At 74.0% G+C, this 22,438-nt stretch carries 19 protein-coding genes and 1 pseudogene; 12 read left to right on the forward strand and 8 right to left on the reverse strand.

What is annotated here, in order from left to right:
* Positions 1-209 precede the first annotated feature (209 nt).
* The 3 genes from ACFVWU_RS35265 to ACFVWU_RS35275 all read left to right on the forward strand — a co-directional run bounded on the left by ACFVWU_RS35265 (position 210) and on the right by ACFVWU_RS35275 (position 4,162).
* A complete protein-coding gene (locus ACFVWU_RS35265) occupies positions 210-1,085 on the forward strand; it encodes an MOSC domain-containing protein (RefSeq protein ID WP_387628478.1) in 876 nt (291 codons plus the stop codon).
* A gap of 293 nt (positions 1,086-1,378) precedes the next feature.
* On the forward strand, positions 1,379-3,808 hold the full coding sequence (locus ACFVWU_RS35270; protein ID WP_387628481.1) for a right-handed parallel beta-helix repeat-containing protein: 2,430 nt from the start codon (positions 1,379-1,381) through the stop codon (positions 3,806-3,808).
* 42 nt (positions 3,809-3,850) lie between these two features.
* Entirely contained in the window at positions 3,851-4,162 is a 312-nt protein-coding gene (locus ACFVWU_RS35275; RefSeq protein ID WP_387628482.1) for a DUF6191 domain-containing protein, read from the forward strand.
* A 133-nt stretch (positions 4,163-4,295) separates the two neighbouring features.
* Here ACFVWU_RS35275 and ACFVWU_RS35280 read toward each other — a convergent pair whose 3' ends face one another.
* Entirely contained in the window at positions 4,296-5,426 is a 1,131-nt protein-coding gene (locus ACFVWU_RS35280; protein WP_387628485.1) for a PLP-dependent cysteine synthase family protein, read from the reverse strand.
* 134 nt (positions 5,427-5,560) lie between these two features.
* Positions 5,561-6,784 carry an ROK family protein gene (locus tag ACFVWU_RS35285; RefSeq protein ID WP_387628532.1) on the reverse strand — a complete coding sequence of 408 codons (1,224 nt, stop codon included), beginning with the start codon at positions 6,782-6,784 and terminating at the stop codon, positions 5,561-5,563.
* A gap of 68 nt (positions 6,785-6,852) precedes the next feature.
* Here ACFVWU_RS35285 and ACFVWU_RS35290 point away from each other — a divergent pair, with 68 nt between their 5' ends.
* On the forward strand, positions 6,853-8,085 hold the full coding sequence (locus tag ACFVWU_RS35290) for an MFS transporter (protein ID WP_387628487.1): 1,233 nt from the start codon (positions 6,853-6,855) through the stop codon (positions 8,083-8,085).
* A 158-nt stretch (positions 8,086-8,243) separates the two neighbouring features.
* Positions 8,244-8,819, forward strand: a complete 576-nt coding sequence (locus tag ACFVWU_RS35295; protein ID WP_387628489.1) for a HutD family protein — start codon at positions 8,244-8,246, stop codon at positions 8,817-8,819.
* Between the two features lie 71 nt (positions 8,820-8,890).
* Here the strand turns inward: ACFVWU_RS35295 and ACFVWU_RS35300 are convergent, their stop codons facing one another.
* On the reverse strand, positions 8,891-9,871 hold the full coding sequence (locus ACFVWU_RS35300) for an esterase/lipase family protein (protein WP_387628493.1): 981 nt from the start codon (positions 9,869-9,871) through the stop codon (positions 8,891-8,893).
* A gap of 114 nt (positions 9,872-9,985) precedes the next feature.
* On the opposite strand from ACFVWU_RS35300, the gene ACFVWU_RS35305 reads away from it, so the two are divergent.
* Positions 9,986-11,299, forward strand: a complete 1,314-nt coding sequence (locus tag ACFVWU_RS35305; RefSeq protein WP_387628496.1) for a PucR family transcriptional regulator — start codon at positions 9,986-9,988, stop codon at positions 11,297-11,299.
* A 164-nt stretch (positions 11,300-11,463) separates the two neighbouring features.
* Here ACFVWU_RS35305 and ACFVWU_RS35310 read toward each other — a convergent pair whose 3' ends face one another.
* Positions 11,464-12,219 (reverse strand): acyltransferase, encoded by a 756-nt coding sequence (locus ACFVWU_RS35310; protein WP_387628498.1) that lies wholly within the window; start codon positions 12,217-12,219, stop codon positions 11,464-11,466.
* 222 nt (positions 12,220-12,441) lie between these two features.
* Here ACFVWU_RS35310 and ACFVWU_RS35315 point away from each other — a divergent pair, with 222 nt between their 5' ends.
* On the forward strand, positions 12,442-13,251 hold the full coding sequence (locus ACFVWU_RS35315; protein WP_387628499.1) for a maleylpyruvate isomerase family mycothiol-dependent enzyme: 810 nt from the start codon (positions 12,442-12,444) through the stop codon (positions 13,249-13,251).
* A gap of 90 nt (positions 13,252-13,341) precedes the next feature.
* Here ACFVWU_RS35315 and ACFVWU_RS35320 read toward each other — a convergent pair whose 3' ends face one another.
* Positions 13,342-14,115, reverse strand: a complete 774-nt coding sequence (locus ACFVWU_RS35320; RefSeq protein WP_387628502.1) for an enoyl-CoA hydratase family protein — start codon at positions 14,113-14,115, stop codon at positions 13,342-13,344.
* Between the two features lie 200 nt (positions 14,116-14,315).
* On the opposite strand from ACFVWU_RS35320, the gene ACFVWU_RS35325 reads away from it, so the two are divergent.
* Positions 14,316-14,582 (forward strand): hypothetical protein, encoded by a 267-nt coding sequence (locus tag ACFVWU_RS35325; RefSeq protein WP_387628504.1) that lies wholly within the window; start codon positions 14,316-14,318, stop codon positions 14,580-14,582.
* A gap of 26 nt (positions 14,583-14,608) precedes the next feature.
* On the forward strand, positions 14,609-15,013 hold the full coding sequence (locus ACFVWU_RS35330; protein WP_387628507.1) for a RidA family protein: 405 nt from the start codon (positions 14,609-14,611) through the stop codon (positions 15,011-15,013).
* A 32-nt stretch (positions 15,014-15,045) separates the two neighbouring features.
* Here ACFVWU_RS35330 and ACFVWU_RS35335 read toward each other — a convergent pair whose 3' ends face one another.
* Positions 15,046-16,470 (reverse strand): MFS transporter, encoded by a 1,425-nt coding sequence (locus ACFVWU_RS35335; protein ID WP_387628510.1) that lies wholly within the window; start codon positions 16,468-16,470, stop codon positions 15,046-15,048.
* 76 nt (positions 16,471-16,546) lie between these two features.
* Between ACFVWU_RS35335 and ACFVWU_RS35340 the strand changes: the two genes are divergently transcribed.
* Positions 16,547-17,539, forward strand: coding sequence for an ArsR/SmtB family transcription factor (locus ACFVWU_RS35340; RefSeq protein WP_387628512.1), 993 nt, complete (start codon positions 16,547-16,549; stop codon positions 17,537-17,539).
* Positions 17,540-18,056: 517 nt separating this feature from the next.
* Positions 18,057-18,500: pseudogene (locus ACFVWU_RS35345) on the forward strand (glycosyl hydrolase family 18 protein); the annotation flags it as partial.
* A gap of 192 nt (positions 18,501-18,692) precedes the next feature.
* On the opposite strand, the gene ACFVWU_RS35350 reads toward ACFVWU_RS35345, so the two are convergent.
* Positions 18,693-19,901 (reverse strand): geranylgeranyl reductase family protein, encoded by a 1,209-nt coding sequence (locus ACFVWU_RS35350; protein WP_387628514.1) that lies wholly within the window; start codon positions 19,899-19,901, stop codon positions 18,693-18,695.
* Between the two features lie 308 nt (positions 19,902-20,209).
* Here ACFVWU_RS35350 and ACFVWU_RS35355 point away from each other — a divergent pair, with 308 nt between their 5' ends.
* Positions 20,210-21,574: a dipeptidase gene (locus tag ACFVWU_RS35355; protein ID WP_387628517.1), complete on the forward strand. Its 1,365-nt coding sequence runs from the start codon at positions 20,210-20,212 to the stop codon at positions 21,572-21,574.
* Here ACFVWU_RS35355 and ACFVWU_RS35360 read toward each other — a convergent pair.
* On the reverse strand, positions 21,525-22,388 hold the full coding sequence (locus ACFVWU_RS35360) for a DUF4184 family protein (protein ID WP_387628519.1): 864 nt from the start codon (positions 22,386-22,388) through the stop codon (positions 21,525-21,527). The genes ACFVWU_RS35355 and ACFVWU_RS35360 overlap by 50 nt on opposite strands.
* Positions 22,389-22,438 lie beyond the last annotated feature (50 nt).

Genomic DNA, 22,438 nt, shown 5'->3' on the forward strand with positions numbered 1-22,438 from the left:
CACCACCGGACCACCCCCCGGCGACCCCTCAACGCCGGGCTACCGGAGAACCGGGGCACCCAGGGACCGCCCGGACCGCCCCCCCCGGCGTTCCGGGCGGTCCGTGCGCTCAGGGGGTCCGGAGGGCGCGGGCGTGCGGGGAGTCGCGCGCGTGCGGGGCGGTCCGGGGGCCGTTCGGATGCCCACCGCGCTGCTGGCAGGATGGGGGAATGCACCTCACCGGACTCCACGTCTACCCCGTCAAGTCGATGTACCGCCTGAGCCCGGACACCGCCGCGGTCCAGCCGTGGGGGCTGGCCGGAGACCGCCGCTGGATGCTCGCCGACCCCACCGGACGCTTCGTCAGCCAGCGCGAGAACGCCGCGCTCGGGCAGATCCGGGTCGCCCTGCTGCCCGACGGCGCGCTGTCGCTGACCGCCCCCGGCGGCTCCCGGATCGAGGTCGCCGCCCCCGCCGTCGCGGCCGGCGACCCGCTCGCCGAGGTCGAGGTCTGGGGCACCCGCTTCCGCGCCGTCGAGGCCGCCAAGGATGCGCACGAGTGGATCGCCGAGCACCTCGGCGACTACCGCCTGGTGCACCTGGACGACCCGCGCGCCCGGCCCGTCGACCCCGAGTACGGCCGGCCCGGCGACACCGTCTCGATGGCCGACGGCTTCCCGCTGCTGCTCACCACCACCGCCTCCCTCGACCGGCTCAACGAGCTGATCGCCGCCGAACACCCGGAGGGCCACGAGGCCCTGCCGATGGAGCGCTTCCGCCCCAACGTGGTGGTCGGCGGCTCCGAGGCCTGGGCCGAGGACGGCTGGCGCCGGATCCGGATCGGCTCGCTCACCTTCAAGGTGGTCAAGCCCTGCGGCCGCTGCGTGATCACCACCACCGACCAGGAGAGCGGCGAGCGACGCGGCCCCGAGCCGCTGCGCACCCTGGCCCGGCACCACCGGCTGCTGCGCAAGGCCGCGTTCGGGCAGAACCTCATCCCCGAGCGCCCCGCCGGCGTCGAGGGCGACGTGCTCGGCACGCTGCGGCTCGGCGACGACGTCGAGGTGCTGGAGGACGGGGCACACTGGCCGGCCGACGGGCGCTGAGCGCCCTCCCCTGCCCCGGGTCGCACGCTCGTTCCGGCTCGTCGGCATGCGCACCGCTCCCGGGGCGTCCGCACCCGCTCCACTTCCGGGGCACCGGTACGGAACCCCGACTGTGCGCGCTCGTTGAACAAGTGGTCGGAACCTGTGGCCGCGATGGGCGCTACCGGTGTCCGCGCGACCGAGGGCGGCCGGAGCACCCAGACGGGCGCGCTACGGTGGGCGGACGGCCCGCGCACCCCGCGCGTACGGCCCGTTGATCGCCGGCACGACGAAGGTGGGGACGACAGACCGTCATGGCTGAGCACAGGGTCCGGGTCACCCAGGACAGCGCATCCCGCTGGCGTCGCCGCGCGGGCGAGTACGACACGCTCGCGGAGGCCCTGGCGGCCGCCGAGGCGGGCGACACCGTGACCGTCCGGCCGGGGACCTTCCGGGAGAACGTGCTGCTGGACAAGCCGGTGACGATCGTTCCGGCCCAGGGCCCGGGCACCGTCCGGATCGAGCCGACCTCCGGGGTGGCGCTCACCGTGACCGCCGCCGCGACCGTGCGCGACCTGGTGATCGAGGGTGGCGACAGCTCCACCCCGGCCGTGCTGGTCACCGGGCCGCAGGCGGCGCCCGCGTTCAGCGGCTGCCGGGTCGAGACCCGCTCCGCCACCGGGATCGAGGTCACCGACGGCGCCCGGCCGACCCTGCGCGGCTGCGTGGTCGCCAACCCCGGCGGGCTCGGGCTGCGACTGCGCGGCGAGGGCACCGCCGCCGCCTTCGAGGACTGCGAGGTCGCCGCGGCCGGCCAGGCCGGGCTCGCCGTCCTCGGCGGCGCTACCGCCGCGCTGGACCGCTGCCGCGTCCACCACGCCTCCGGTGCCGGAGTGCTGCTCTCCGACCCGGGCAGCGCGGCCGAACTGACCGGCTGCGAGATCTACGAGATCCGCGGCAGCGGCGTCCAGGCCGAAGCCCAGGCGGGCGGGCGGCTGGTCGACTGCGAGATCCACCGGGTCACCGGCAACGGCCTGACCCTGGACGGCGAGGCCGAGCTCGTGCTCACCGGCTGCCGGGTGCACGACCTGCCGGAGAACGGCGCCGACCTGCGCGGACGCTCCCGGCTCAGCCTCGCCCACAGCACCGTGCGGGACTTCGGGCGCGGCGCGCTGTCGGTCTGGGACCAGGGCACCGAGGCCGTCGCCGAGTCCTGCCAGATCCACGGCTCCACCGGCGAGTACCCGGCGCTGTGGGTCAGCGACGGCGCCCGGCTCACCCTCACCGACTGTTCGCTGCACGACCTGCCGGACGCGTTGTTCGTCCTCGACCGGGACTCCGCCGCCGTCGCCGAGGGCTGCTCGTTCAGCCGGATCCGCAGCTCGGCGGTCTCGGTCAGCGGCGGGGCCACGGTGTCCCTGGCCGGCTGCCGGGTGCAGGAGGCCGGCACCGGGCTCTGGTTCCGCGACCACGGCAGCGGCGGACTGCTCACCGGCTGCGAGATCTCGGACGTGGCCACCGGCGTCATCGTCACCAAGGGCGCCGACCCGGTGCTGCGCGACTGCACCGTGCGGGCCAGCACCGACGCCGGGGTGTACGTCTCGGCGCAGGGGCGCGGCACCTTCGAGGACTGTCGGGTCTCGCACGGCAAAGGCTTCGGCTTCCACATCATCGACGGGTGCCGCACCCAGCTCACCCGGTGCCGGGCGGAACAGAACGAGCGGGCCGGGTTCGAGTTCTCCGAACCGGGCCCGGTCACCGAGGGGTGCACCTCGGACGACGTCGGGCCGACCGCCGCCGCGGGCTCGGCCGCCGAGGTTCCGGCCCCGCGGTCGACCCAACTGGGCGCCGCCGTACCCGTGTTGGCCGCTCCTTCGGGCGCTTCGGCTGCCCCGGCCGGTGCCGCGATCGCGCCGATCCCGGACTGCCGGCCGGCCGACGAGGCGCTCGCCGAACTGGACTCGCTGGTCGGGCTGGCGACGGTGAAGCAGGAGGTGCGCACCCTGATCGACCTGATCTCGGTCGGCCGGCGCCGCCGCCAGGCCGGGCTCAAGGCGCCGTCGCTGCGCCGCCATCTGGTCTTCACGGGCGCCCCCGGAACCGGCAAGACCACCGTCGCCCGACTGTACGGCGAGATCCTCGCCTCGCTCGGGGTGCTCCAGCGCGGACACCTGGTCGAGGTGGCCCGGGTCGACCTGGTCGGCGAGCACATCGGCTCCACCGCGATCCGCACCGCGGCCGCCTTCGACCGGGCGCGCGGTGGGGTGCTGTTCATCGACGAGGCGTACGCACTCGCGCCCGAGGACGGCGGGCGGGACTTCGGGCGCGAGGCGATCGACACCCTGGTCAAGCTGATGGAGGACCATCGGGACGAGGTGGTCGTCATCGTGGCGGGCTACACCGCCGAGATGGAACGCTTCCTGTCCGCCAACCCCGGTGTCTCGTCACGCTTCTCACGCACCATCACCTTTTCCGACTACACGGCGGACGAGCTGCTGGAGATCGCCCGGGCCCAGTGCGCGGAGCACGAGTACGCGCTCACCGAGGCGACCGAGGGCGCGCTGCTGGAGCACTTCGCCCGACTGGAGCGCGGCCCCAACTTCGGCAACGGGCGCACGGCGCGGCAGGTGTTCGAGACGATGGTCGAGCGCCACGCGGTACGGGTCGCGGCACTGGCCGACCCGTCGACGGAGGAGCTGCAACTCCTGGTGCCGGGGGATCTGCCGACCGCGCCGCTTCCGTAGGGTCCTCGGAACTCGCCGTCGACGGCGGGACGTTGGGCACGCATGAGCACACTTCTGACGGGTGCGGCAGGCGGGTTGCTGCTGCCGGCCGGGCTGGTGGTCCTGTTCTTCCTGGGCGCGGTGGTACGGCGACTACGCGCCCGTCCGGCGGCGGATCCGGCCGGTGGGCGCGGTGCGGGTGCGACCGCGACGGAGGAACTGCACGCGCTGCTGTACCCGAGCAAGCGGGTGCAGCTGGAGCAGCGGCGGATCGAGCTGGTGTTGCGGGACGACGAGCAGGACGGCGCGCCGAAGCGCACGGGGATCGACCTCACGGGTGGACGGGCGGTGATCCGGCGGCCGAGTGACGACTGACGACTGACAGCTGGCAGCTGGCAGCTGGCAGCTGGCAGCCGACAACTGACAGGCTTCAGCGAACAGATAACAGATTTCAGATTTCAGATTCTGTCTGCTGAAATCTGTTATCCGTTCGCAGCCTGACGGAACCTCAGCCCGTCCAGGCGCCGCCCTTCAGGAAGGACTCCAGGGCGGCCCGGTACGGCGCGATGTCGATCCGCTCGCCCGCCAGCCAGTCGTCCGAGTAGTACTTGTCCAGGTAGCGGTCCCCCGGGTCGCAGATCAGGCTGACCACGCTGCCCGCATGCCCGGCCGCCCGCATCTCGGCGACGATCCGCAGCGCGCTCCACAGTCCCGTTCCGGTGGAGGCACCCGCCTTCTTGCCGAGCACCTGCTCCAGCACCCGCACCGCGGCGATCGAGGCGGCGTCCGGCACCTTCATCATCCGGTCGACCGCCCCGGGGACGAAGCTCGGCTCCATCCGGGGCCGTCCGATGCCCTCGATCCGGGAGCCGCTGTCGCAGACCGCGTCCGGATCGTGGTTCACCCAGCCGTCGAAGAAGCAGGAGTTCTCCGGGTCCGCCACGCAGATCCGGGTGTCGTACTGCATGTAGTGCACGTACCGGGCGATGGTCGCCGAGGTGCCGCCGGTACCGGCGGTGGCGACGATCCAGGCCGGCTCGGGGTGCGGCTCCAAGCGAAGCTGGGCGAAGACCGACTCGGCGATGTTGTTGTTGCCGCGCCAGTCGGTGGCCCGCTCGGCGTAGGTGAACTGGTCCATGTAGTGCCCGCCGGTCTCCTCGGCGAGCCGGGCGGAGGCCTCGTACACCTCGTCCGAGCGCTCGACCAGGTGGCACTCGCCGCCGTGGAACTCGATCAGGTCGATCTTGGCCTGGCTGGTGCTCTTGGCCATGACCGCGATGAACGGCACCCCGATCAGCTGGGCGAAGTACGCCTCGGAGACGGCGGTGGAGCCGCTGGAGGCCTCGATCACCGGCTTGCCCGGGCGGATCCAGCCGTTGCAGAGCCCGTAGAGGAAGAGCGAACGGGCCAGGCGGTGCTTGAGGGAGCCGGTCGGGTGGGTGGACTCGTCCTTGAGGTAGAGGTCGATCCCCCACTCCGCCGGCAGCGGGAAGCGCAGCAGGTGGGTGTCGGCGGAGCGGTTGGCGTCGGCGTGGACCTTGCGCACCGCTTCCTTGAGCCAGGCGCGGTACTGCGGGTCCGAGCGGTCGACGTCGACGGTCGGCTCGATGCCGGGGATCCCACCGGGCTGGGTGCTCATTGGTCACTACTCCCTCGTTGCGGCCCCCCGTTGCTCACTACGAGTGTACGAGGGTCACGATAAGTGACCGTTTCTAGAAGCCCAGCTTCCGCTTATCGCCCCTCCCGCTACACGGACAACACGGACACCCCGCCCTACACGGGCACCGACTGCGGGTCGGCCAGGTACGGCCCCCAGCCCAGCTCGGCCGCACCCGCGAGCGCACCGTGCGCCAGCTCGGCCCCGACGATCGGCACCCGTCCGCTGCGCCCCCACAGGCAGCGCTCGGCGACCACCGCGCGCAGCCGGTCGGGGGCGGCCTCCAGCAGGTCGAGGTGGAGGCCGCTGAGCACCACCCGGTCCGGGTTGAGGATGTTGGCGACGCCCGCCAGCCCGAGCCCGAGCCGGTCGATGACGTGCTCCACCGCCGCCCGCGCCCGCTCATCGGTGGCGGCCGACCAGCACAGCTCGCGGGCCTGGTCGAGCAGCGGGCGGCCCGGCTCCGGGGCGAGCCCGGCGGCGGCGAACAGCGCGTCGGGGTCGGTCTCGGCGTTGAGGCAGCCCCGGTTGCCGCACACGCAGGGGCGGCCCTGCGGGTCGACGGTGAGGTGGCCGACCTCCAGGGCGAGTCCGGCGCTGCCGGTGTGCAGGTTGCCGTCGATCACCAGCGCGCCGCCGACACCGCTGTGGCCGGAGGTGACCAGCAGCAGGTGCCGGGCGCCGCGCCCGGCGCCGTGGCGGTACTCGGCGAGCGCGGCGAGGTTGGCGTCGTTGCCGACGAAGGTGGGCAGCGGGCGCAGGACGTTCGGACCGTGGTCGGCGCGACCGACCTCGACGTCGTACAGGTCCGCGACCGGCGTTCCACTGGGCCAGGCGAAGTGCAGCGCGGCCAGCGCGGTGCCGTCCGGCTCGGTGACGGGGTTGGGCAGCGCGAGCGAGGCGGCCAGACAGCGGCGGTCGGTGGAGCGGGCCAGTTCGGCGCCCGCCTGGGCGACCGCGCGCAGCATCCGGACCGGGTCGGTGGCGGCGGGCAGCGGCAGGTGGACGGGCGGGTCGAGCAGCCCGCCGAGGCCGACCAGGGTGACGCTCAGCTGGTCGGCGTGGATCTGCCCGGCGACCACCACCGGACCCTGGGGGTCGATCGCCAACCGGTGCGAAGGCCGGCCGCGGCCGCCTCCGGCCGGGCGGGAGTCGACGGTGATCAGGCCGAGCGCCTCGAGTTCGGCCGTGACCGCCCCGGCAGTGGCCCGGGTGACGTCCAGCGCGCGGGTGAGCGCGGAGCGGGTGGGCGTCTGACCGGTGTGGATGAGCGAGAGCGCGGGGCCGAGCAGCGTCCGACCGCGATCGGGTGCCGCGCGGCGGTGGGCGTCGCGCGGCACGTCGGGGTCGGTCCCGGAGAGGGGCCTCGGGCTTGAAGGTGAGAGCTGCACGCCCCTATTGTGACTTTGTGCCGCTTCGAAACAAAATCCGTTCCCACCCGCGCCCCGACAACTCCCCCCTCCAGTCTCGCAGCACAACCCCGGCGACCGACAGCCCCTGGAGCCCCGCGCGGCTCGCGCTCACCGCCTTCTTCGCCGTCGACGGCTTCCTCTTCGCCGCCTGGGTCGTCCGCATCCCGGACGTCCGCAGCCAGGTCAGCGCCTCGCACAGCACCCTCGGCCTGGCCCTGCTCTGCCTGTCCATCGGAGCCGTCCTCACCATGCCGCTGGTCGGCCGGCTCTGTCTGAGGTACGGCTCGCGGCCGGTCACCGTCGGCTCGCTCGCCCTGCTCAGCCTCGCCGTCCCCCTGCCCGCGCACGCCCACTCGGTGCTCTCGCTCGGGGGCGTGCTGCTGCTGTTCGGCGCCGGGTACGGCGGCGCCAACGTCGCCATGAACAGTGCCGCCGTCGACCTGGTGGCACAGCTGCGACGGCCCGTCATGCCCAGCTTCCACGCCGGGTACAGCCTCGGCGGGCTGCTCGGCGCGGGCCTCGGCGGACTGCTCGCCGACCAGCTCACCACCGCCTGGGCGCTCGCGCTCGGCGGGCTGCTGGGCCTGGCCGTCACCGTCGGCGCGGGCGTCGTGCTGCTGCGCAGCCCGGCGGCGCCGATGGTTGCGCCGGAACGATCCGCCGAAGACTCGGCGGACCGGTCGACCGGGGGCCACGTCCGGCTGCTGGTGCTGCTGCTCGGCCTCACCGCGCTGTGCACCGCGTACGGCGAGGGCGCGATCGCCGACTGGACCACCCTGCACCTGACGGACGACGTCCACGCGAGCGCCGGAACGGCCGCCGCCGGGTACGCCGCGTACGCCTTCGCGATGACCAGCGGACGGGTCGGCGGCACCTGGTTGTCCATCCGGCTGGGCCAGAACCGGCTGATGCTGCTCGGCGGACTGGCGGCGGCGGTCGGCATGCTGGTCGCGGCGCTGGCCCCGGCGGTACCGGTCGCGATCGGCGGCTTCGTGCTGGTCGGCCTCGGTCTGGCCAACCTGTTCCCGCTCGCCATCGCCCGGGCCGGCGCGACGGGCGGCCCGCAGGGCGTCGCGCTCGCCTCGACGCTCGGGTACGGGGGGATGCTGATCGGACCGGTGGTGATCGGTTTCCTCGCCGACGCGGCCGGACTGCCGCTGGCCCTGACCACGGTGGCCCTCGCGGCGACGGCGGCGGCGTTCCTGCCGTTGGTGGTGGGGCGGCGCTGACGGGCTGCGGCTTGCCGGGATGCGGGGAGGCGGGGCAGTGACGGACAGATGACGGCGAACAGATGGCAGATTTCAACATCTGTTACCTGTTCGCTGTTAGCCGCCCCCACCCCCGCCCCGCTGCCACACCCGCCCCAAAGGTGGCAGGATGCGGCCCCATGACGACCACCGGACGCATCCAGGTACTGCGCGCCAGCGAGCGCCCCGCCACCGCATGGCTCAACGGGGGCGGGGTGACCAGGGAGGTCGCCGGGTTCCCGGCCGGGGCCGGGCTGGACGGCTTCGACTGGCGGGTCAGCCTCGCCGACGTCGCCTCCGCCGGGCCCTTCTCGCCGTTCCCCGGCATCGACCGGGTGATCACCCTGGTCGAGGGCGCGGGCATGACGCTCACCGTGGACGGCACCGAGCAACTGGTCGACGTACCGCTGCGCCCGTTCGCCTTCCCCGGCGACGCCACGACGGACTGCCGACTGCTCGGCGGCCCGGTGGTGGACTTCAACGTGATGACCCGTCGCGGCCGGGTCGAGGCCACCGTCGACCTGCGTAGCGGGCCCGGCCCGGTGGAGGTCCCGCCCTCGGCGACCGTCCTGCTGGTCTGCCTCGCCGGTTCGGCGACCCTCGACGCCACCGAACTGGACCGCTTCGACGCCGCCCTGCTGACCGCCCCCGGTCCGTACGAGCTGCGCCCGGCCGACGGCACCACCGCCGCCGTCACCTTCCGCACCGCCCGCTGAGAAACGCGACCGCCCGTGCCCCCGGGGCAGCCGGGGACACGGGCAGTCACGGCGATCGTCGCAGCGAGCGCTCAGCCGCAGAGCACCGGCGTGGCGTTCGCCGGGTCCAGGGCGTTGGTCACCAGGTGCAGCGCCGTCGGCGAGAACGCGATCGCCACGTGCTCGGCGAGCGTGATCGGGCAGTGGTCCTGCAGCACCTCGTTGTCGACGTCCGGCCCGTTCAGGAACTGGGTCTGCCACGGGGTGACGACCTCGTCGTACACCGTCGAGATCACCGTGTAGCTCACCCCGGGCACGGTGTCCGGCCGGGACGCCATGGTCCGGTTGAAGTCGGAGCCCACCGCCTGGTCACGGCAGGCCTGGCAGACCGTGTAGACCAGGTCCGTGACGCCCGGGAAGTACGGCGCGAGCTTGGTGATCCCGTCGAGCGTCGTGCCGTGGTTGGACGGCGCCAGGCCGACCAGCTTGTCCACCTTCGAGGCCCCGCCGAGGAACTTCAGGTAGTAGTTCGGCAGCATGCCGCCCTGCGAGTGTCCGACGATGTCGACCTTGGCCGCGCCGGTCGCGTTGCGCACCAGGTCGACGAAGCTCGCCAGTTGGGCCGCCGAGGCGGGCACCGGCCCGAGCCCGCCGATCGGCAGCAGCAGGCCGCTGCCGGTGGAGGTGATGCCGGGGATGGTGCCGTAGTCGAGGGCGAAGACGCAGTACCCGAGGCCCTTCAACAGCGGGGAGAGCGCCAGCCAGTTCTCGTAGCGGTTGGCGAAAGTGCCGTGCACCAGGACCACCGGGTTGGGGTGCGCGGCGGTCGGTCGGCAGTTCCAGTCGTCGGCGCCGGGCGGCGAGGCCACCGAGTCTCCGTCGGGCGGCAGTTCAGCAGCGGCGGTGACGTCCGGGCTCGCGGCGGCCGGGCTCGCGGCGGCCGCCGGAGCGGCCCAGGCCGGGCCCGCCGTCGCCCCCGCCAGCAGCGCGCCCGCCAGCAGGGCCGCGCCGAGGGATCCTCCGAGCCGACGGCGCAAGGGAGTTGCGGGGAAGCGGAGAAGTGGGGTTCTCAACTGTTGCCTCCACAGCGGAAGTTTGTTACCAACAGGTAACCCGAGTGGCTCAATCATGCGGTCGCCCCTCCGGCCCGGCCCTTGGGCGTTCCCCAGACCTGGACGGTGTTCTCTGTGACCGGTCACAACGCACCCCACCGCACGCCCCCGGACACCCCCGGAACCACGCCGACCTGGCGCGTACCGGTGATCGGCGGCCGCCCGGCCGACCACCTACTCCTCGGTGGCGCCCGCGAGTTGGCCGAGGGCGTGGTCGCCGCCCTACTGGACCGCGTGCCGGTCTACCGCCGCCTCCCGCGCGAGCAGCTCACCGGCGAGCTCACCCGGGACACCGAACGCCGCATCCGCGCACTCGCCCACGCCGTCCGCACCGGACTCCCCGCCCCCGCGGAGGAGTTCACCGCCGTTCGGGAGGCCGCCGCGCGCCGCGCCGAGGAAGGCCTGCCGCTGGACGCCGTGCTGCTCGCCCACCACCTCGGGCTGGAGGTCTGTTGGGAGTTCGTCACCCGGGACGCCCACGCCGGTGACGCCGCCGACCTGCTGGTGCTCAACCGGCTGCTGCTCGACCAGCTCCGCCAGGCCACCTCCGCCGCCGGCGCCGGCTACCTGGACGGCCGGCGCCCGGCCGGAGACCGACACTCCACCGCCCGGCAGTCCCTGCTCACCACGCTGCTCGCCGGCACCCCGGCCGAGGAGGCCGCCGCCCGGGCGGGCATCCGGCTTCCGGCAGGCTACGCGGCGCTCTGCCTCTCCCTCGCCGACCACCCGGACGAGCACGCCCCGGGCGTCGACCCAGCCATCGCCGCCCACCGCAAGCTGCGTCGTTTCGTCGCCGAACTCGACCACCGCACCCGGCAGTCGGCGCTCACCGCGCTCACCCCCTCGGGCGGCCTGGTCCTGGTCCCGCTCGACCCGGAATCCGAGTCGGCCGACGGCACCGCCCCCGAAGCCCCCTGGCCGCAGCTCGCCGCCACCCTCGCCGCCGCGGCCCGCGCCGCCGGGGCGCCCGTGCTGGCCGGAGCGGCCGCCGCGGTACCGGCCGAGGTGCCGGGCGCCGCCGCGCTAGCCTACGAAGTCCTGGACGTGGCAAGGGCGTTCGGCCGACCGACCGGTCTGCACCGACTCGACGACGTGCTGCTGGAGTACCAACTGACCCGGCCCAGTCGGGCCCGCTCCCGGCTCGCCGCACTGCTCGAACCGCTCGCCGACGGCGGTGAGTTGCTCACCACCCTGCGCACCCACCTGGCCGGCGGCCTCAACCGCCGCCACACCGCGAGCGCTCTGCACCTGCACCCGAACACCGTGGACTACCGGCTGCGCCGGATCGCCGTCCTCACCGGCCTGGACCCGTCCCGCCCGGCCGACGTCCTGCGGATCACCGCGGCCATCGCCGCGCGCGCCGCCGAACAGTCCTCCCCGGCGCGTTAGTCACACCCGGCACCCGCACCGCCGGGAACGGTGACGCGGGTGCCGTGGTGACGAACGGGAATCAGCAGTACAGCGACGCGTGAGCCCCACCCGGGAGTTCAGGCTGGATCAGGTTGCGGCCCGACGACGACGTCGCAGGGTGCCGACACACCGTTGGACGGCCCTCAGCCCTGCTCCCCCGGCAGCCGCAGGTCCCAGCCCACCAGGGCGCGCAGCTGTTCCGCCGTCACCCCGTCCGGCACCGGCCGGGGCGGCTCGTGGCGCAGCGGCGGCTGCCAGCCCTCCTCCTCGCTCCAGCGGCGCACCACCTTGGCGGGCGCCCCGGCGACCACGCAGTGGGACGGCACCTCGCCGCGCACCACGGCTCCCGCGGCGACCACCACGTTGCGACCGATCCGTGCCCCCGGCATGATCACCGCGCCGGTGCCGATCCAGCTGCCCGCGCCGATCTCCACCGGCTCGTTGCGCGGCCACTGCTTGCCGATCGGCAGCTCGGTGTCCCGGTACTCGTGCGCCTGGTCGCTCACGTACACGCCGGGCCCGGTCCAGACGTCGTCGCCGATGACGATCGACTGGTGGCCGACGATGTGGCTGTCCCGCCCGATCACGCAGCCGCCGCCGATCCGCACGATCGGCTCCGGCCCGAGGTCGAGGCCGGGCAGGAAGCCCGCGCTGATGGTGACCCGCTCACCGATGATCGAGAACGGCCCGATGGTGATCCACTGCTCGTTGAACACCGCCCCGAGCGGGAAGGCGAGGGTCGTGCCGTCCCCCAGCTCGCCGAACCGGTACGGGCCCGGGTTCCGGTTGGTGACCCCGCCGGTCCGCTGCACCCAGCGCCAGCCCCGATGGACGAGGCGTCCGGCGGCCCGGCGGCCACCGGTCCGGACGGCGGAGAGAAGCGAACGGGTTATCGGCATGCGCTCACGTTACCGGCCCGTAGCGTCCGCCCGGGCGCCGGGAGGTCGACATCACACCAGCCCCACCGGCCCCAGCCGTACCGATCTCACCCGCCGCACCCGCACCGGCCTCACCTGCCCCACCGCGCCGGCCTCACCCGCCGCACCCGCCGCACCCGCGCCGACCCCAGGGCCGTCCGAAATCCGCCACCGACGGCGGACGACGGTGAAAGACTCCGTCCCATGGAGATCTCCGCACACATCGACGCGCTGCGCCGCGAGGGCACCCTGCTGACCGAGGCCGCCGCCCGCACCGACCTCGCCGCCCCCGTACCGACCTGCCCGGACTGGCGGCTGCGCGACCTGCTGCGGCACGTCGGCCACGTCCACCGCTGGGCCGCCACCTACCCGTCGAGGGGCCTGCGGGCACCGCTGGACCCGGCGGGCGAGCAGGAGGCCGTCGGACCGGCGCCCTCGGACGCCGGACTGCTCGACTGGTTCCGCGAGGGCCACGCCGCACTGGTGGCGGCGCTCGCCGAGGCCCCCGCCGAGGTGGAGTGCTGGAGCTTCCTGCCCGCACCCAGCCCGCTGGCCTTCTGGGCCCGGCGTCAGGCGCACGAGACCGCCGTCCACCGCTTCGACGCCGACGCGGCGGCCGGCTCGCCGGGCCCGGCCGTGGACACCGCGCTCGCCCTGGACGGCATCGACGAGCTGCTGCGCGGCTTCATGGTCCGCAGCCGGTCGAAGGTGCGCAGCGACCGCCTGCGCACCTTCCAGGTCCGGACGACCGACGGCCCCGGCTCCTGGCGCCTGACCATCACTCACGAGCCGCTGTCCGTCAGCACCGAGGAGTGCCCCGAGCCGGCCGACCTGACCCTCACCGGACCGGCCCACCAGCTCTACCTGCTGCTCTGGAACCGGCTGACGGTCGAACAGGTCGAGCGGGGCGGGCGGTCCGAGCAGGCGGAGCCTGCAGGGCAGGCCGGGCAGGTCGAGGTCAGCGGCGACCGGGACCTGCTCGACCTCTGGCGGGACACCGCGGCGATCGGCTGACCCCGGGCGAGTCGGCCGGTCCGAAACCGAGTCGGCCGGTCCTGAGCCAAGTCAGCCGCCCCGAGCCGACTCGGCCGGTCGTACGCCGACTCAGCGCACCCAGGCAGCGGGCCGCTTCTCCAGGAACGCCCGCATGCCCTCCTGCGCCTCCGCCGAACCGAACAGCCGCGCCGACAGCTGCACCAGCTCGTCCGCGTCGCGCTGGAAGGAGCGCACCACCTCGGCGTTGGCCAGCCGCTTCGACTCGGCCAGCCCCTGCGGCGAGCCCTGGCGCAGCGCGTCCAGCAGGCCCTTCAGCACCACTCCGGTGTCCTCGGTGGACTCGGCGGCCCGGGTGAGCAGACCGATCCGGGCCGCCTCGGCGGCGTCGAAGACCTCGCCGGTCAGGTAGTAGCGGGAGGCGGCGCGCGGGTCCAGCTTGGGGCGCAGCGGCAGCGAGATGACGGCGGGCGCGAGGCCGAGCCGGACCTCGGTGAAGGCGAAGGTCGCGGCCGGTCCGGCGATGGCGAGGTCCGCCGCGCCGATCAGGCCGAGGCCGCCGGCCCGGGCGTGCCCGTCGACCACGGCGATCACCGGCTTGGTGCAGTCCACGATCGCCTTCTGCAGCTCGACCAGGCCGCGCGGGCCGACCGTCGGGTCCGCGCCGGTCGCCTCGGAGAGGTCCGCGCCCGCGCAGAACACCTTGCCGGTGTGGGTGAGCACCACCGCGCGGACGTCCCGGTCCGCCGCCGCGACCGCCAGTCCGGCGTGCAGCTCGGACATCAGGCGGGAGGAGAGCGCGTTGCGGTTGTGCGGCGAGTCGAGGGTGAGCGTGGTGACGGCGTCGACGGTGCTGACGCGGACGAGGGGCTCTGCGCTGGTCATCGGAGTGGGCCTGCCTTCCGGCTGAGGGTGGGTCGGACTGCGGGCGCGGGGCCGGGGTGCCCGGACCGCGCCCGGACGACTCTGGCACGCCCACCCGTCCCTCGGCCAGAGCCAACCGCACCCCGGCCGGAGCCGATTGCTCGGTGGCCGGGCGGAAATCCGCTGGTGGCGGCCGCCGCACTCCCAGCAGCATGGGCGGCATGATCGCCGAATCCCCCGTCCTGCTGCTAGCGCCGCGCATCAACGGGACCGGCCTCCAGCTGCGCACCGCCGCCGGACTGCGCGGCCTGCGGGCGCACACCGCGACGTCCTGGCAGGCCCCGTACGAGCTGCTCGGTGCGCCGGTGCACGTGTACGGCGGGCCGCTGTTCGGCGACGCGGTCGGACGGGAGCTCGGCCTCGCCCTGCTGGAGCCGGCCCGGTTGGCCAACCCGCAGGCCGCCAGGGGGAATCGCTTGCGATACTGATGCGCGATGGCGCACGATCATGCGCCATGACCACCACGCACCTCACCCACATCACCGAGCCACCCGGCGTCGCCCCCGGGACGGGCTACACCCAGGTCGTCACCGGCACCGGCCGACTGGTCCAGGTCTCCGGTCAGGTCGCCTTCGACGAGCACCGGAACCTGGTCGGCGAGGGCGACCCGAAGGCGCAGGCGCGGCAGGTCTTCGAGAACCTGCGCCGCTGCCTGGCCGCCGCCGGGGCCGACTTCTCCGACGTCGTGAAGTTCACCTTCTTCATGACCGACATCGCCTACCTCCCGGCCATCCGGGAGGCCCGCGACGCGTACCTGGGCGACCTGCCGCTGCCGGCCGCCTCGGCCATGCAGGTCGCGGCACTGTTCCGCCCGGACGTGCTGATCGAGATCGAGGCGATGGCGGTGGTCCGGGAGTAACGACGGCTCGCGCCGCTCGGAGCAGCCGCCGGTCACGCCGCGCGGAGCCGCAGCTCCCGCCGTCCGGCCCACCGGACGGCGGGGCCCATCGCCAGGCCGGCCGCCGCCAGCACCGCGCCCAGGACGGCCCACCCGACCAGCCCGAAGCCGATCACCGCGGTGCTGACCACCGCCGGGCCGGCCATCATCGTGGCCGCCGAACCCGCGTTGAACACGCCCTGGTAGGCGCCGTGCTCACCCTCACCCGCGAGGTCGTAGCTCAGCGCCCAGCCGCCCGCCTGGCCCATCACCTCGGCCAGCGACTGCAACGCGATCCCCGCGAGCGCCACCACGGCGGCGAGGATCCCGGGCAGGCCGTGCGCGAAGGCGATGACCAGGCAGGAGACGGCCAGCACCAGTCCGGCGCGACGGCAGGCCCGGGCGGCGGCCGTCCGCTCCTCGGTGCCCCGGGTGGCCCGCACCTGCAGGGCGATCACCATCAGGGTGTTGACGATCAGGGCGCCGGCGACGGTGATCCGCGGCGCGTCGGTCTGCTGGACGATCCACAGCGGAACGCCCACCTCCAGGACGGCGAACTGCAGGCCGAGGACCGAGCACAACGCGGTCACGACCAGGAACGGGCCGTCCCGCAGCGCCGGGTTGCGCCGTCGGCCGTGCTTGACGCCCTTGCCCCCGGGATCCGACGGGTTCGCCGTGCCGGACGTGGTCGCCGTCGCGGACTTGTTCGCCGTACCGGACGTGGTCTCCGTACCGGACTTCGCCTCGGGCTCGGCCGACGAAGGCTCGGCCAGGGCGGACAGGGCGGACAGGGCGGACAGGCGGTAGAACAGCACCGCGACAGCCACGTAGGAGACGGCGTCGGCCAGGATCGCCGTCAGGTAGACCGGCCGGGTGTCCAGCTGGAGCGCGATCGCGCCGAGCCCCGTCCCCAGACAGATGCCGACGTTGGTCACCACCCGCAGGTAGGCCCGGCCCGCCACCCGGGTATCGGCCGGCAGCACCTCGGCGTAGAGCGCGTTCCGCACGGCGGCCGACCCGCGGTCGACGGCGGACACGGCGCAGGCCAGTGCGACGAAGGCCGGGTAGCTGTGCACCAGCGCGTAGCCGGCGGTGCCGACCGCCTCCACCCCGACCAGCACCACCAGCACCCTCCGGGCGCCCCAGCGGTCAGCGGCCCGGCCGGCCGGCACGCTGGCGACGACCCCGCACAGGCCGGCGGCGGTCATCCCGCCGCCCAGCTGGGCGGCACTCAGGCCGAGCACCCGGGTGAAGAACAGCACCGCGACGGACAACGAGAGGCCGTTGCCCACCGTGTTGACGAGGGTGATCCCGGCCAGCCGACGGACCATCGGATCGGGGTGCAGTCGGCGCCGGAGAGCCGCGGGAAGGCGGCCGCCAGAGTTGTGCGAGGGCAGGGCGAAGGACGGTGCGGAGGACTCCGCCGGCTTGGTGGTCATGCCCTGATCACACCGCTGGGCGGGCCGCCAAGGGTATTCCTTTAGGCTCTGGCTGAATCTTACGAGGGGGACGTACGTGCACCGCTTCACACTCGGACTGGCCGACCTCGCCACCACCTGGTTCGCCGTCTCCCCGATCCACGAGGCGGTGCTCAGCCTGCGGATGTGGACCCACCCGGGCGTCTACCCGCTCCAGACCAGGGCCTTCGAGCAGCTCCGGCCCGCCTTCGAGCGGCTGGAATCGCGCCACCTGCTGCTCGCGCTGGTCGCCGAGAACCGTTGGGTCCCCGACTTCCTGACGCCCCGCCCGACGGCAGCCGCCGGCGACTTCCGGGCCGAGCTGGCCGTCGTGCGCGCGCTGCCGCCGGAGCTGCTGCGCGGCGAGCTGGAGCAGACCTTTCTGTCGCACGGGCAGCCGCTGCCCGCCCTGCTCGACGACGGACTCGCCGATCCGGCGCGACTGTTGGCGCGGATCTCCGACGCGCTGAAGGAGTACTGGGAGGCGTGCCTCGCGCCCGGCTGGTGGCCGCAGGCCCGCACGGTACTGGAGGCGGACCTGGTCTACCGGGCGCGGGTACTCGCCCAGCAGGGCGCGGCGGCGCTGTTCGCGGACCTGGACCACCGGCTGCACTGGGCGGACGGCGTACTGTCGATCAACCGGCGCTGGGGGGACGGGGACGTGGAGACCGCCGTGGACGGGCGCGGGCTGGTCCTCAGCCCGACCTGCTTCGTGCGCGGGGCGATCACCATGATCAGCAAGGACCGGGAGCCGCAGATCTCCTACCCGGCGCGCGGACAGGCGGCCATGGGCGGCGCGGGCGTGGACGCGCCGGTGGCGTCGGCGGCCCTGGAGTCGCTGGTCGGCGCCCCGAAAGCCCGGCTGCTGGCCCTGCTCGCCGAGCCCTCCTCGACCACCGACCTCGCCTACCGCCTCGGCGTCACCCCGGGCGCGGTCAGCCAGCACCTGTCCGTCCTGGCGGCCACCGGCCTGGTCACCCGCGCCCGGCACGGCCGCTCGGTGCTGTACCGGCGCAGCGTGCTCGGGGACGAGCTGGCCGGCGGCCGGTAACAGGCGGCGAACGGCCCACGGCGCACGACCGACGGCAGGCGACAGGCGACAGGCGACAGGCGACAGGCGACAGGCGACAGGCGACAGCGAACAGATTTCAGATGACAGATGACAGATGTTGAAATCTGTCATCTGAACTCCGCCAGCCGACGCCCGCACCAACCCCACACCGACACCCACACCCCCCACCACCTGCCCAAACTCCCCAATGGTTCAGACCTGTTGACGCATTGGTCCAGTCCTCCTACAGTGCCCATGCCCCGCCTCCCCACGACGCGGGCACCGATCGCACACGGATCACCCCGGTTCTACGTCACCCTGTCCAACCCCCACAGCCACAGGGAGAACCATGTCCGCTCGATCCCGGGCGGGACGCCCGCGCGTGCGCAGCAGACTGCTGGCGCTGCTCTCCGTCCTGCTCCTCCCGCTCGCGGCGCTGACCGCGCTCGCCGTGCCGGCGCACGCCGCCGGCAAGCTCACCGCCACCTTCACCACCGCCGACAACGGCTCCTGGTGGCAGGGCACGTACATCGTCCACAACGACAACGCCACCGCCGTGTCCGGCTGGACCCTGGAGTTCAACCCGCGCAAGCTGACCATCGGCTTCCCGTTCTACGGACGCGGCTGGCAAGGCGTGGCGGACGGCGGCGCCAACGGCGCCTGGCAGTCCGCGAACGGCGCCGCCCCCGGCCAGTTCGCCGAGGAGGCCGGGACACGCGGCTACGACAACCTCATCAGCGGCGTCCCCGGCCTCACGGTCTACCACGACCCCAAGTCCGTTGCCACGTACGGCTACACGGGCACGGGTGGCCAGTGGTGGACCTTCGACGACGCCTGGTCGATCGCCCAGAAGGCGGCCTACCTCAAGTCGAAGAACCTGCTCGGCGGCATGATCTGGGAGATGTCCGGCGACACCCCGTCCGGCACCCTCATGACCGCACTCGACACCGGCCTCAAGTAACCGGGTTCAAGTAGCCGGTCTCAAGTAACCAGGCTCAAGTAGCCGGGCTCAAGTCAGCCGAACTCAAGTCAGCCGAACTCAGGTAGCCGGGTTCGAGTAGCCGGCCTCGAACAACCCACCCCGCACGGCGAACGGGGCCGGCGTTCACTCCGCTGAACGGAGGAACGCCGGCCCCATCCGGCAGCAGATCCGTTACCGCGAGGCCATCGCCGCCAACCGCCGCGCCGCCCGGTACTGCCGCAGCACCTGCGCGAAGCTCGTGTGCCCCTGGGTGGTTCGGGCGAAGGCCCGCCAGGCGGCCGGCACCAGGCAGACCGCCGCGTGGAACAGGTACGGCCGCCGCTCGAAGGCGCCCAGCAGCTGCTTGCCCGCGCGCATCTCCACGCCCAGCCCGGCCTTGACGGCGAACGCGTAGTTCAGCGCCTCGCGCCGCACCGCCGCCGCGTTGCCCGCCTCCGCGATCTGCACCGCCCACTCACCGGCCAGCCGGCCCGAGCGCAGCGCGTAGGAGATGCCCTCACGGGTCCACGGCTCCAGCAGCCCGGCCGCGTCGCCCGCGACCAGCACCCGGCCGCGGGAGAGCGGCGAGTCCTCGGCCCGGCACCGGGTCAGGTGCCCGGACTCGACCTGCGGGGTGAAGCCGGACAGGCCCAGCCGCCGGATGTAGTCGGCGAGGTACTGCTTGGTCCGCTCGCCGTCTCCGCGCGCCGAGATGACGCCGACGGTCAGGCTGCTGGACTCGGTCTTCGGGAACACCCAGCCGTAACTGCCGCGCAGCGGGCCCCAGTCGAGGTGGATCCGGCCCGACCAGTCGGCGGCGACCTGCGGCGGGACGGGGATCTCCGCCTCCAGGCCCAGGTCGATCTGGTCGAAGGTGACGCCCACGTGCCGGGCGATCCGGCTCGCGCTGCCGTCCGCGCCGACCACCGCGCGCGCCTCGAAGGTGCGTCCGTCGGCCGCGGTGACCAGCGCCGTCCGGTGGTCGCCGCCACGCTGCTCGACCCCGGTGACGGTCACTCCGGTGACCAGCACCGCCCCGGCCTGCTTGGCCGCCTGCACCAGGCGCAGGTCGAACTCGTCCCGGTTGACCAGGCCGAACAGCATCCGCTTGGAACGACGCGTCCGGGTGTACCGCCCGTCGTACGCGAAGGTGACGGCGTGCACCCGGTCCTGCAGCGGCAGCTCGAAGTCCGGCGGCAGGCTGTCCCGGGAGGGGCCGATGATGCCGCCGCCGCAGGTCTTGTAGCGGGGGTGCTCGGCCTTGTCGAGCAGCAGCACCCGGCGGCCCCGCGCGGCGGCGGCGTACGCGGCGGAGGCCCCGGCCGGCCCGGCGCCGACCACCACCACGTCCCAGACGCCGTCCAGCTGTCCCGCCGAGGCGGCCGAGGCCCCCGACGCCACCGAAGTCGCCGCAGCCGTTGACACCGCCGCCGAATCCGTTGGCACCTCCGTCGACGCCGTCGGCACCTGCGAAGACGCCGTTGACACCTGCGCGGACGCCTCACCTCCAACCGACGCGGTCGTACGGTCGAGCGGGCTACGGGAATCGGAGCTTCCGGAGTCAGTCACGTCGAGCAATCCTATGCGTCCGCACAGCCACCCCGACGCCGCACCACCCGACAATCGCCTCCGCCTATGATCGGCGGTACCCCAAACCGCCCCCTCCGCCCGGACCACCCCACGGGCGGACCCGTCCCCTCGGAGCCCCGATGTCACAGCCCCTGGCCGACGCCGTCCGGTCCCTGATGGACCGTGCCCGCACCGACCTCGCCGAACTGGTCGCCTTCCCGTCGGTCGCCGACCCGCGCCAGTTCCCGGTCGAGGAGTGCCAGAAGGCCGCTCGCTGGGTCGCCGACGCCTTCGCCGCCGAGGGCCTGACCAAGATCCAGTTGCTGGACACCCCGGACGGCACCCAGTCCGTCTACGGCGAGCTGCCCGGCCCCGAGGGCGCCCCGACCGTCCTGCTCTACTCGCACTACGACGTCCAGCCCCCGCTCGACGAGGCCGCCTGGATCAGCCCCGCCTTCGAACTGACCGAGCGTGACGGCCGCTGGTACGGGCGCGGCGCCGCCGACTGCAAGGGCAACATCCTGATGCACCTGACCGCGCTGCGGGCACTGCGCCAGGTGTACGGGGACGCCTACCCGGTCGGCCTGAAGATCATCGTGGAGGGCTCGGAGGAGCAGGGCACCGGCGGCCTGGAGCGCTACGCCGAGGCCCACCCCGAGCTGCTCGCCGCCGACGCCATCATCATCGGCGACACCGGCAACTTCGCCGCCGGCCTGCCCACCGTGACGGCCTCGCTGCGCGGCATGACGGTGATCGAGGCCTCGGTCACCACGCTGGGCGGCAACCTGCACTCCGGCGCGTTCGGCGGCGCCGCCCCGGACGCGCTGCAGTGCCTGGTCCGGATGCTGGCCTCGCTGCACGACGGGAACGGCGACGTCGCCGTCGCCGGGCTGACCGCCGACCAGACCTGGGAGGGCGTGCAGTACCCGGAGGAGCAGTTCCGCGCCGACGCCAAGGTGCTCGACGGCGTCGCCCTGACCGGCACCGGCACCATCGCCGACCGGCTGTGGGCCCGCCCGTCCGTCACCGTCCTCGGCATCGACGCCCCGCCGGTGATCGGCGCCACCTCCTCCGTCCAGGCCGCCGCGAAGGCGCTGGTCAGCCTGCGCGTCCCGCCGGGCATGAGCGCGGACGCCGCCCAGGACGCGCTGGTCGCCCACCTGGAGGCGCAGGTCCCGCTCGGCGCCCGGCTGACCATCGAGCGCCAGGGCAACGGCGCCCCGTTCCGCGCCGACACCAGCGGCCCGGCGTACGAGGCGATGGGCGAGGCCATGGCCGAGGCCTTCGGCACCCCGATGGTCGCCTCCGGCGAGGGCGGCTCGATCCCGCTCTGCAATACCCTGCGCTCGCTCTACCCGAAGGCCGAGATCGTGCTGATCGGCGTCGAGGAGCCGACCACCCAGATCCACGCGGTCAACGAGAGCGTCGACCCGCAGGAACTGGAGCGGATGGCCCTCACCGAGGCGCTGTTCCTGCGCCGCTACGCCGAACTGCGCTCTGCCTGACGGCAGTCGGGACCGTGCGGACCACCTGGTCCGCCACCGGCCGCCCGCCCCGCCACCGGCGGGCGGCCGCCACCACGGCCGCGTAGCCGACCGCGCCCACCGCGAGTCCGGCCCCGGCGCCGAAGCAGACCTCCGGGACCAGGTTCCGCCGCAGCGGGCTGAGCCGGTGCAGCACCCCGGCCGCCGTCGCCGCGCCCAGCGCCGCGACGGCCACCCTCCGGGTCCGGGCCGCAGGCCGGACGGCGGGGCGGACCGGCTCGACCGCCCGCACCGTACGCGCCGCCCAGCCGGCCATCGCGGCCAGACCGAGCACCGAAGTCCCGTACTGCAGCGCCTCGTAGAGCGGGACCCCGGCCACCTTCCGCTCCAGTACGGGCAGCAGCCGTACGCCCAGCCGGTCACCGTGGGTGAACGCGTCCCAGCCGACGTGGGTGGCCGCGCCGATCGCCGCCGACCCGAGGAACCACGCCGCGTCCCTCCCCCTGCTGCCGCCGCCACCGGCCCGGCGGACCGTCAGCGCCTCGGCGCCGCCGGCCCACCGCTCGGGCAGCAGCCCCACCAGCGGCGCCCGCAGCAGCCCGTGCCACCCCGCGACCAGCGCGGCGGCGACCGCCACGTCGACCGTCGGCACCGCCCACCAGCGGTGCAGCAGCCCGCCGTGCTCGTAGGCCCCGGGCAGCAGCGACTCGGCGAAGAACGGCACATCGGGCGCCATCGACCCGGCCACCAGTGCCGAGGCCACCAGGGGCCCTCGTTCCCCGGCGGCACGCAGCAGGGGCAGGACGGCGGCGGGATGACTGAACGTGAAGGGCATGCCCCCATCCTGACGCCCGCACCGCCCGCCGGGCCAACCGAGGTCGGCCC

Origin of the sequence: Kitasatospora sp. NPDC058190 (assembly GCF_042883685.1) — a bacterium.
Classification (GTDB): Bacteria; Actinomycetota; Actinomycetes; order Streptomycetales; family Streptomycetaceae; genus Kitasatospora.